Below are 10,864 nucleotides of genomic sequence, written 5' to 3'. Positions count from 1 at the left end.
AGCTCTAACTTGACAGGGAGGGACGTTTAGCGGAAACAGCAAAAGTACTCCCCCGTGAACCCCTGACAACGTATGAACGGGATACCTTCAGCACGAACTGCCCGATAAACTGCAATTTACTAAAAAGCCCGCTGATCAAAATGTCAGCGGGCTTTTGCTTGTCCGTTTTAGATGATTTTTTCCCCGTGATATACTTCGCCTTCGATATCCGGCTTGACGCCGTAGCCGATGGCCCATTCGCATTTATACTTGATGGCCTGGGCATGGATGCTCTCCATGCGGTCCTGGGTGCGGACGACCTTCCCCGGCACACCGACCACGAGGGAATTTGGCGGAATTACGGCATTTTCCTTGACCAGCGCACCAGCAGCGATAATGGAACCGCGGCCAATCTTGGCGCCCGTGAGCACGGTCGCGCTCATGCCAATCAGCACATGGTCTTCAATCTCACAGCCATGCAGCACTGCTCCATGACCAACCGTTACATAATCACCAATGATGCAGGGATTGTCATCAGCCACATGCAAGCACACCAAGTCCTGAATGTTCGTGCATTCGCCGATGGAGATATAGTTCACATCCCCGCGCGCAGACACCCCCGGCCAGATGCTGGAGAATCTCCCCACCCGCACATCACCGGCCAGGAACACCTGCGGTGCCACGAAGGCCTCAGCATGGATCTGCGGGCGCAAGCCCTGAAATACATCATCTTGTAAAGTATACATGGAATAAAGTTACCTCCTCCCAAAAATCAGTCTCCCACCTGATTCTTGGCAAGTTCTAGGATATCAGCCTGATTCTTCGTGCGATCACCGGCAATCCGGGCAGCAATATCTTCCGGCGAACCTGCTTCCATGGCAGGTTCTTCTGCGGCGGGCGGAGGCGGTGCCTGCTGGGGCTTCTTGCCCTTCATGGCCTCCATGGCCTCAGCCTCCATTTCCTCCTGCGTCAGGTCCGAACCGGGAGTAGCCACATAATACGGTTTTACCGTGAGCATCTCCATGTTCATTTTATTGTTACCGAGAAACACCTTGTGTCCCGTCTGAATCGGCTCCGACATGATTCTCTCCTCCTCCTGTCGATTCCCCACATCTAGTGTGAAGTTCTTCGACAAAGAGGAAGCTGATTCCTGCCTGTTTTAAAACATTCTTCCGCGCATATTGCCGGTGAAGCGGCCGATCTCTTCCATGAAGGTCTTCCATGCTTCGGGCATGGCATCGCCGCGCAGGGTGTAACTGCCGGTATCTTCCGTGCCATCCCGCCAGAGCAGTTTCCACTCTACCCTTGGCAGGTAATCGTCGATGATGCTGTCCTGCTGGCACTGCCATTCAGCAGCATGTTCGGCGATGCGTTCGAGCAGCAATGGCACATTGCGCACGGAATCAAAGGCATGGCGCTCGGAGCCCAAGCCCTGCTTATGACGGGTGAATACCAACAGATGCTTGCCCCGATTGATGATCAGCTTTTCCACCAGGCTGATCTTTTTTTGTTTGGGCAAATAGATGCTGCCCCGGGGATTATCCAAGGTATCGTGCAAGATGATAGATACCTGTTCCAACTGTTTTACCCGACTGATTTCCACACCGGGAATCTCATTCATGAGGTCAACCAGCGCTGCCCAACTCCCGGGATAGGCATTATCGCCCACGATGCGGCGGCTCCCAATCTTGCTGTCCCGGAAGGACAGATGCCAGAGGCTGTGCACAGCTGGCGGCACAGGCGGCTGATAGCTGGCCCGCCAGCCCCCCAGATGGAGTTTCTCCAGCCGCCGCAGCCAGCGCCGCCCGCCATCGAGCACGGCAGACTCCCCATCATTGACTTTATAATGCAACTGGCGCTCCCGCACCACAATCTCTACCTTCAAACCCAGTTCTTCCAGCTCAAAACTAAGATGTTCTAACAATTCCCTTGCCTCCGTAAATCATTCTCTCTCCATGATATAAAAGCAAACAGGAAAGGTCAAGACCTTTCCTGCCAACCGAAAAATAAATACAAACTTCGTGCGAAACGATGTTTCGCACTACGCCCTTAAACGAAATCTAAGCGATTCTGCGCCTATCGGCGCCTGTGCCCTTTGGGTATGACTCGCAAAAATTTCATAGCAAAAAAGGCCCCGCAATGCGAAGCCTCTGAATTTCAATGGAGCTGATTATAGGATTCGAACCTACGACCTGCTCATTACGAATGAGCTGCTCTACCAACTGAGCTAAATCAGCAATGCAATTACTTCCGTAACTGACAAAATATATTATAGGCGATACCCCAGCTATCTGTCAATATCTTTTTTTAAAATCTTTTTACCGCCCATAACGTACCGACACAGACCATGATGCTGCCGAGCCATAACAGCCAGATGCAGGGCTTGACACTGACGTTAGTGGTGATGGGCTGCTTGCTTTCTGCTTCCACAGACGGCATGCTCTCAATGCGGATCTGCTTCTGATTCTGCGTGACACCGGTGAGCCGCAGTCGTTTCTGCCCGCCATATATTTCCACGGGCTTTGCCGTGCCGCCGTCACGCGTGCCGACCAGCACGAGGTCGGCATGTTCAACGGTATTGCCATCGGTGATAGCCACATCTGCCGTGACCGTCATGCCGCCCTGCTCATTTTTCTCCACGCTTACCTTTTCAAAGCGGTAGGCAAAATCCTCATCCATGCTCATGTGCCCCTGCTTCAGGATCATCTGCATGCGGCCATTGTCCTGCGGCGGCGTGGGTGCTAAATACACATCCCCGCCCAGCCCTTTGGCGATAGCCGGTTCCCTAGCGGCATCCTCACCATTGGCCCGTAGCTTGGTCAAAGCTTTGACCTCCTGCCCGTCCACCTGATAGACATAGTATTTTTCCTTGCCGCCGTCCATGAATTCCTGTCCCATGAAGGTCACGTCATGACCAAAGATCTCATAGCTTTCCCCCACAGTCATTTCCCTGCTATAGGACTGGCTGCCGGAACCGGCCAACACGATGGCCAGCAGCGAAAGCGCCAAACCGGCATGGGCTATCATGCCGCCGTTATTGATGCCATGCCTGCGCCAGGAAATGACGGTTGCCCCCAACGCCATCAAGGAAGCAGCAGCCAAAAGCAAAGGCATGAACTGCCGGACGCCTGCGGCATAGCCACAGCCAGCGCCTACGATTCCCAAGGCAATCAGCGGCAGACCGCCGGCCAGGATCTTCCCTTCCCCATAGCCGCGCAGCAAAGCGCAGGAAATCGTCAGCAGCATGGCAATCGCCAGCGGCATAGTCGTGCGCACATAGAAATCCGTGTCCACAGCCGCCGGCTTGCCTAATAGCTGCGTGAAGAGCGGCATGGACATGCCCAGGAAGATGATTGCACTCATAAAGACCAGCAGAAGAGCTCCCAACAGCACGATAAATTCCCGGCTGCCATAGGCCGGATAATATTCACCCTGCGGCAGGCTCTTAGCCCGGACCATCAGCAATAACAGTCCAGCCAATAAGACCAGGCCATTGGCCACGGCAATGGTCATGCCGATGCTCGTGCCGGCAAAGGAATGAACGGAAAAATCGCCCAAGATGCCGCTGCGCGTCAAGAACGTCCCATAGAGCACCAGGGCATAAGCAAAGATACCCGCCAGATGTACCATCGTGATGGCCGCTTCCCGAATCTGTGCCACACGCAGCACATGGACAAAGATACCGGCCACGAGCCAGGGCACGAGCGAGGAATTTTCCACGGGGTCCCAGCCCCAAAAGCCGCCCCAGCCCAAGACCTTATAGGCCCAGTAGCCGCCGATAAAGATGCCGGCCCCCAGGAAGCTCCAGCCAACCAGCGCCCAGCGACGGGCAGCGGGCAGCCATTCTTTCCCTTTCTGACCAGTCAGCAGAGCCGCCGCGCTATAGACCAAAGGTATAGCGAGCAGGGCGTAGCCGATAAAGATAATGGGCGGATGGATAGCCATCCAGGGGTCCTGCAGCAGGGGATTTAAGCCCATGCCGTTTTCCACCACATTCTCATTGGGCACGAAGGGACTTTTGGCCATGACGAGCACGGTCAGCAGGGCCATCAGCGCCATATAGACCGCCATACCCGCCGCCGATAGTTCCCGTCTCACAGCCAGATACAGGCCCGCTGCGCCATGGATCAGCAGCCAGAGCAGGAAGGAGCCCTGCTGGCCAGCCCAAAAGGCCGAGAATTTATAGATGGACGATAATTCCTTAGAAGAATAGCTGGCCACATAGGCGATATCGAAGCGATCCTGAAAGATCAGGACCAGCAGGTATATGCTGGCTATGAGTGCCGTCAGAAACGCCCCTATCGTCAAAAAGCGCCCCCATTTCACGGTGCGCTCACTCTGCGCCGCAAAACTCAACACCGCCGCCAGCGACAATGCCAGCGTCAAAGCTAAACTGATTACACCAACCAAGGCTGTCCCCCCTAAAACGGATTTCCATGTTTATTTCTGCTGTTCGTACTTCGACGGACATTTGATCAGCAATTTATCTGACTCAAAAGCCGCGTCCTTATACCGGCCAATGGCCACGATATGATGGGCCTCGTCAAACTGGTCCGGCTTCGTGCCATGATAGTGCACGAGCATGGTTTCCCCGGTGTCCTCATCCTGCAGGGTGAAGACGAAATTATCCCCCTCCATATGCGGAGCCGGAGCATTCTTCGCCAGCAGCCCCTTGACCTGCACATTGCTCGTGCTCTTCTGTGCCTCGGCAATGCCCACATAAGGCGTCACCGCATCCATGAAACTCCAGCCTGCGTAGCCCACAAAGGCCAACAGCAGGACCACCAATAGCAGCTTGCGATTCATAAGCGTTCTCCCTCCTGCATCAGCCTGGCCGCCTGCTTCTTATGCAGCCAGTAAAAGATTCCCGTGACATCCACCAGCGCCGCCAACAGTACCGCCAGCATCAAATGGTCCATCGCCAGCCCGGAGCCATTGAGCACCGGCGAGGGATGCAGGGAAAAATACAGCCGCGGAATGATAAACACCAGAAAAGGCACGGTCAAGAACGAGAACAGCGAATAGACTGCCGCCGCCCGCGCCCGCTTGTGCCCCGCCGGCATCGCGCCCCGCAAGGTCAGATACGCTCCATAGATCAAAAGCAGCACGAAGATCGTCGTCTGCCGCGGGTCCCAGTTCCAATATGCGCCCCAGGTCAGCTTGGAAAAGATCGCCCCGCTGACCGTGGCCAGGATCACAAAGACAAAGCCCAGCTGCGCCGCCGCCGCGCTCTTCGCATCGGCTGCCAGCTCATGCCCCCGCAAATATTTCGCTCCCTGAAAGGCGCTGACCAGGAAGGCGATTACCGCCACCCAGGCCACGGGAATATGGAAAAAGGCAATGCGCACATAATACCCCAGCCCTTCTGCAGGAGGCACGACAAAAAACACCAGCCCCACAATCACGAGCGTCAGACCGCCCAATATCACACCCATACACAAGCCTCCAAAATCAATCCTCATACCAGAGATAGTCAAAGAGCACCGAAGCGCCCATTGCTAAAATCGCATCGTAAAGGGCCATACCGCCTAAGAAACTGACCGGCACTTCCCCTGCCCCGAAAGCTGCCGCCGTCAAAAAGATGGCGGGCAGGAACACCGGCAGGATGACCGGCAGCATCAGTACCGAAAACAGCCCGCTTTTCACCTGTGCTCCGGTGGTCAAGGCCGCCAGCAATGTCCCCGCCGCCGCCAGACCGGCTGTACCTAAGAACAATGTCAGCAGGAATACACCCCCGGCAACGGCCTCCGTTCCGGTCAGTACCAGAAACAACGGCGCAATAAAGAAGCTCAGCACCAGCAGCAGGAAAAAGGTATAGAGCATCTTACCCCAGAGTACCGGCTGGGCACCGCCGTAAAGCTTCAGCGTCAGCAAGGTACCCGCCGTATCCTCATCGGCAAATACCCGGTCCGCCCCGGCCATGGACGCAAAGAAGATGATGATCCACAAGAGCGCCGCCGAGAGCTTCGGTTCCAGACCGCCGCCCTGCAGGGCAAGGCTCACGCAGGCCAATGTGGTCAGGGCGAACATGAACATGGCCGCCCAGGCCGCCTTGAAGCGCATGCCGACGGTGAATTCCTTTACAAAGACCAGCTTAACGGCCTGCCAAAGAGATGACTTCATCTGCCAGCGCCTCCTCTCCGGGATCATTGGTGGCCAGCGCCACCAGCACGCCGCGCGCGGCCGCCCGCCTTATCTCCGCGGCCAAGAGCCCGCGTCCGGCTTTATCCAGATTGGCCCCCGGTTCATCGAGCAGCCAGATATCGGCCCCCGAGGCCAATAGCACCGCAATCTTGAGCCGCTGGCGCATGCCCGTGGAAAACTCCCCGGCATAGCTATGAGCCACGGCGCTTTCTGCCAGTCCCACCTGCGCCAGCAGGCTGCGGTATTTCTTATCGTCTATGTTTATGCCCCACATGCCCAGCAGGAAGTCCATATTCTCCCGGGCCGTCAGCCGATCATAGAAGCGCAGCTCCGGCGTAACCATGGCCAGCCGTTGCCTTAATGCCTCCTTATGCAATTCCGTGCCATTATCCGTCACAGCGACCTTGCCGGAACTCGGCAGCAGCAAATGGCCCGCCAGCTTCAGGAACGTCGATTTGCCGCTGCCATTCTGACCGGTGACAGCGGTGATTTTTCCCCCGAACAACGTCACATCCAACGGGGCGAAAATCTGCCGCCCATGAAAGCGCTGGCTGACTTCTGCAAATTCAATCGTCACCATAGCTTAACCCATTGCCGCTAGTTTATCGGCATCCAGTTCCATCCAGTCGTCCCCGACATAGAGCATCCCCTCACTGTGCATGGCACTTATTTCCCTTGTCAGGGCGCTGCGGTTGCATTCCAGCTCCTTGGCCAGCTGCACGCGTCCCGGCACATGGACTTTCCCCTTGCCCTGCCGCTGTTCCTTATACAAGAGATACAGGATCAGCCGCTCCCGCAAGGTCTTCTGCGAGAGGATCTTGATCTTCTGCATCATCAGCACGTTCTTGCGGCAGAAAGCCTCCAACAGGTTCTTCATCACGATGCCATGCGTGCGCCCAAGCTTCGGCCCTGCCGTAAGTAGTGCCTTGTAGGGAATCCAAAGCACCAGCACATCGGTCAGAGCCTCGATGGCCATATCATAAGGCACCTGCGGCATGATGGCCGAGGTGCTGCCCAGCATAGCCCCGCGCTCTAAGTTATGGCTCACCGCTTCATTGCCGAAGCGATCTTCCGCCAGCACCTGCGCTTCCCCTTCTACGATAACACCGATATTATGGTTTTCCTCATAAGCCTCCAAAATCCGCTTACCCTTGCCCACTCGCTTGATAGCCGCCCCGGTGGCAGCGATGAACTTATCCACTTCCTCCGCCGACACATCCCGGAACAAAGGCAGCTCATGCAAATCCAGATGATACACCTGCATTACCTTCCCTCCTAAATAATACACAATTCCATCCCGTTTTCTCTCAGTCTATTATAACAGTAAAACTTCGAGCACTACGTTGCTGTTGCAACATTATATTGTAATTATTCTAGCATAGCGGGGAAGTTCCTGCATTGGAGGAATATACAAAAAGGACCTGTCAACAGTCAAACTGTTGACAGGTCCTGGATATTGCTTATTTACTGAATTACTTCAGCTGAGCAGCAACTTCAGCAGCGAAGTCGTCCTGCTTCTTTTCGATGCCTTCGCCCAGCTGGAAGCGGGTGAATTCGGTAACCTTGACGTCGCCGAGTACATCTTTGATGGTCTTTTCGGAATCCTTGACGAAGATCTGTTCGTTGAGGCAGACTTCCTTGTAGAACTTGTTGATACGGCCTTCAACCATGCGTTCGATGATGTTAGCCGGTTTGCCTTCTTCTTCAGCCTGCTTGCGGAGAACTTCCTTCTCGTGTTCCAGAGCGGAAGCATCAACGCCATCACGGTCAACAGCCATCGGAGCTGCTGCAGCGATCTGCATAGCAACGTCCTTGCCCAGCTGATCGTCGCCACCCGTCAGGTTAACGAGAACGCCAATCTTGCCGCCCATGTGGATGTAGCTGGCCAGCTTGCCTTCGGTTTCGTAGCAAACGAAACGGCGCAGGGAAATCTTTTCGCCGATCGTAGCCGTAGCTTCGGTGATCAGCGTGGAAACCTTCTTGCCTTCGATTTCGCTGTCGTTCAGAGCGTCGAGGTCAGCCGGTTTCGTAGCAACGATGTGCTCAGCAACCTTTGCCAGCAGTTCTTTGAACTGTTCGTTGCCAGCAGCGAAGTCGGTTTCGCAGTTGATTTCCACAACGCAGCCCGTCTTGCCATCAGCAGCAACGAAAGCGCCTACAGCACCTTCAGCAGCTACGCGGCCAGCCTTCTTCTCAGCTTTGGCAATGCCTTTTTCGCGGAGCCAGTCAACAGCCTTGGCAGCGTCACCATCGGTAGCCGTCAAAGCCTTCTTGCAGTCCATCATGCCTGCGCCAGTCTTTTCGCGCAGTTCTTTAACCATTGCAGCCGTAATTGCCATTTATATTTCCTCCTAAATTCACAATCTGTAAAGATAGTATAAAAGGGTAAGGGATAACCTCCCTTACCCCATAAGTTTTACCTTAGTCGAGTAAAAATTACTCAGCAGCGGCTTCTTCAGCGTCGCCGCCTTCGCCCTGACGACCTTCCATCACAGCGTCAGCCATGCGGCCAGTCAGCAGTTTCACAGCGCGGATAGCGTCATCGTTACCCGGGATTACGTAGTCAACTTCATCCGGATCGCAGTTCGTGTCAACGATAGCAACGATAGGAATGTTGAGCTTGCGAGCTTCAGCAACAGCGATACGCTCTTTGCGCGGATCTACAACGAACAGAGCGCCGGGGAGCTTGTTCATTTCTTTGATACCGCCGAGATACTTCTCGAGCTTTTCCATTTCATGACGGAGGCCCTGAACTTCTTTCTTCGTCAGGACTTCGAAAGTGCCATCAGCTTCCATAGCTTCGAGTTCCTTCAGGCGGTTAACGCGCTTCTGGATCGTCTGGAAGTTAGTCATCATGCCGCCCAGCCAACGTTCGTTGACATAGAACATGTTAGCGCGGAGAGCTTCTTCTTTGATAGCTTCCTGAGCCTGCTTCTTCGTACCAACGAAGAGGATGCTCTTGCCTTCAGCGGCAACGTCACGCAGGAATGCGTATGCTTCATCAACCTTCTTAACGGTCTTCTGCAGGTCGATGATGTAGATACCGTTACGCTCCGTAAAGATGTATTTAGCCATCTTCGGGTTCCAACGGCGGGTCTGGTGTCCGAAATGAACACCTGCTTCAAGTAACTGTTTCATGGAAATAACTGCCATGTTGGTGCACCTCCTGTTTTTTTCTTCTGGGCTCCTCATCTTCTGCACCACCTCCATACCCGAGGCACAGGGCAGATATCGGCAACCCATGCTTTTTTTCTTACACCGCGAAAAATTATATCATAAGTAAAAAGGGGGCGCAAGTAGGAAAATGCAAATTTCCTGCGCCCCCTGAAAATTATTTTTTCAGTTTTTCACCGTTGCTCTCAATGATATCCTTGTACCAATAGAAAGACTTCTTTTTATAACGATTGAGCGTGCCCGTACCATCGTCGTGGCGGTCCACATAGATGAAACCATAGCGCTTGGCCAGTTCTGCCGTCGAAGCGCTCACGAGGTCAATGCAGCCCCAGGTCGTATAGCCCATGACCGGCACACCGTCTTCGATGGCCTCTTCCACCTGCACAAGATGGTCATTGAGATAGGCAATGCGATAATCATCGTTCACCGTCTTGCCGCCCTGACCGTCATCTACCAGCTCATCCTTGGCCCCCAGCCCATTTTCAACAATGAAGAGCGGTTTCTGCCAGCGGTTGTAGAAGCGGTTGAGCACATAGCGGATGCCCTGCGGATCGATCTGCCAGCCCCACTCGGATTCTTTGAGATAGGGATTCTTCACGCCCTGAATGATATTGCCGCTGCCCTCTTCCTTCTTGCTTGCCGATTCGCAGATGCTGACATAATAGCTGAAGGAAATGAAATCCACGGTATGTTCCTTCAAGAGGGCCAGTTCTTCCGGCGTGGTCTTGATTTCGATGCCGTTCTCGCGGAAGTAGCGTTTCATATAGCCGGGGTAAACGCCGCGGGCATGCATATCGCCAAAGAAATCGTTGAGATTGTTGGCTTGCATCGTGGCAATCACATCGTCCGGATTCGGCGTCAAAGGATACGTCGGCATGGACAGCACCATGCAGCCGATCTTGGCTTCCGGATTGATCTCATGGCCGATCTTCGTCGCTAGTGCCGAGGCCACGAGTTCATGATGGCAGGCCTGATAGAGGTCAGACTTGCTTAATTCCGCCAGTGGCGTCATGATGCCGCCGCTCATCAGCGGTGCATGCAGCACGGAGTTGATTTCGTTAAAGGTCAGCCAATATTTGACCTTGCCCTTATAGCGGTTGAAGAGCACCCGCACATATTTCTCATAGAAGCCGATGAGGTCATGATTCACCCAGCCATTGTATTTCTTCGCCAGGTTCAGCGGCGTCTCGTAATGGGAAATCGTTACGAGCGGTTCAATGCCGTACTTATGGCATTCCGCGAACAGGTCATCATAGAACTGCAGGCCCTGCTCATTTGGCTCGGCGTCATCCCCATTGGGGAAGATGCGGCTCCAGGCGATGGAGGTGCGGAACACCTTGAAGCCCATCTCGGCAAAGAGTTTCACATCTTCCTTATAGCGATGGTAGAAATCAATCGCCACGAGCTTCATATTGTCTTCGGTGGGTTCAGCAGTAGGGGCTCCCTTGAGGCCACGGGGCATGATATCCTGGATATCCAGCCCCTTGCCATCTTCGTTGTACGCACCTTCACACTGATTGGCGGCTACCGCGCCGCCCCATAAAAATTCTTTAGGGAATGCCATATC

At 54.4% G+C, this 10,864-nt stretch carries 12 protein-coding genes and 1 tRNA gene; all 13 read right to left on the bottom strand.

Annotated elements, in window-relative coordinates; genetic code table 11:
* Window positions 1-167: 167 nt before the first annotated feature.
* Complete coding sequence (locus BLQ59_RS08445; RefSeq protein ID WP_074572423.1) at window positions 168-725, bottom strand: gamma carbonic anhydrase family protein; 558 nt, start codon at window positions 723-725, stop codon at window positions 168-170.
* 26 nt (window positions 726-751) lie between these two features.
* Complete coding sequence (locus tag BLQ59_RS08440) at window positions 752-1,060, bottom strand: hypothetical protein (RefSeq protein WP_074572422.1); 309 nt, start codon at window positions 1,058-1,060, stop codon at window positions 752-754.
* A 78-nt stretch (window positions 1,061-1,138) separates the two neighbouring features.
* Window positions 1,139-1,903 carry a hypothetical protein gene (locus BLQ59_RS08435; protein ID WP_074572421.1) on the bottom strand — a complete coding sequence of 255 codons (765 nt, stop codon included), beginning with the start codon at window positions 1,901-1,903 and terminating at the stop codon, window positions 1,139-1,141.
* Window positions 1,904-2,140: 237 nt separating this feature from the next.
* Window positions 2,141-2,216 (bottom strand) — tRNA-Thr (locus BLQ59_RS08430).
* A 70-nt stretch (window positions 2,217-2,286) separates the two neighbouring features.
* Window positions 2,287-4,389, bottom strand: coding sequence for a cytochrome c biogenesis protein CcsA (ccsA, locus tag BLQ59_RS08425; RefSeq protein WP_074572420.1), 2,103 nt, complete (start codon window positions 4,387-4,389; stop codon window positions 2,287-2,289).
* Between the two features lie 30 nt (window positions 4,390-4,419).
* Window positions 4,420-4,785, bottom strand: coding sequence for a cytochrome c maturation protein CcmE domain-containing protein (locus tag BLQ59_RS08420; RefSeq protein ID WP_074572419.1), 366 nt, complete (start codon window positions 4,783-4,785; stop codon window positions 4,420-4,422).
* Entirely contained in the window at window positions 4,782-5,414 is a 633-nt protein-coding gene (gene ccsA, locus BLQ59_RS08415; protein WP_074572418.1) for a cytochrome c biogenesis protein CcsA, read from the bottom strand. Before ccsA (BLQ59_RS08415) ends, BLQ59_RS08420 begins: the two co-directional genes overlap by 4 nt.
* Before the next feature lie 16 nt (window positions 5,415-5,430).
* Complete coding sequence (locus BLQ59_RS08410) at window positions 5,431-6,102, bottom strand: heme exporter protein CcmB (RefSeq protein WP_074572417.1); 672 nt, start codon at window positions 6,100-6,102, stop codon at window positions 5,431-5,433.
* The gene (locus BLQ59_RS08405; RefSeq protein WP_074572416.1) at window positions 6,074-6,703 is read right to left on the bottom strand and encodes an ABC transporter ATP-binding protein; all 630 of its coding nucleotides are present in this window, start codon (window positions 6,701-6,703) and stop codon (window positions 6,074-6,076) included. Before BLQ59_RS08405 ends, BLQ59_RS08410 begins: the two co-directional genes overlap by 29 nt.
* A 3-nt stretch (window positions 6,704-6,706) precedes the next feature.
* A complete protein-coding gene (locus tag BLQ59_RS08400) occupies window positions 6,707-7,387 on the bottom strand; it encodes a Crp/Fnr family transcriptional regulator (protein ID WP_074572415.1) in 681 nt (226 codons plus the stop codon).
* A gap of 208 nt (window positions 7,388-7,595) precedes the next feature.
* Entirely contained in the window at window positions 7,596-8,462 is an 867-nt protein-coding gene (gene tsf, locus BLQ59_RS08395; protein WP_074572414.1) for a translation elongation factor Ts, read from the bottom strand.
* A gap of 97 nt (window positions 8,463-8,559) precedes the next feature.
* The gene (gene rpsB, locus BLQ59_RS08390; RefSeq protein WP_014425390.1) at window positions 8,560-9,276 is read right to left on the bottom strand and encodes a 30S ribosomal protein S2; all 717 of its coding nucleotides are present in this window, start codon (window positions 9,274-9,276) and stop codon (window positions 8,560-8,562) included.
* A gap of 178 nt (window positions 9,277-9,454) precedes the next feature.
* Window positions 9,455-10,861: a glycoside hydrolase family 1 protein gene (locus tag BLQ59_RS08385; RefSeq protein WP_074572413.1), complete on the bottom strand. Its 1,407-nt coding sequence runs from the start codon at window positions 10,859-10,861 to the stop codon at window positions 9,455-9,457.
* Between the last annotated feature and the right edge of the window lie 3 nt (window positions 10,862-10,864).

The sequence above is a fragment of the Pseudoselenomonas ruminantium genome (genome assembly GCF_900104055.1).
Lineage (GTDB): Bacteria > Bacillota > Negativicutes > Selenomonadales > Selenomonadaceae > Selenomonas_A > Selenomonas_A ruminantium_C.
Note: the sequence above shows the minus strand (reverse complement) of the source record. Positions and strands in the feature narration are given on the sequence as shown.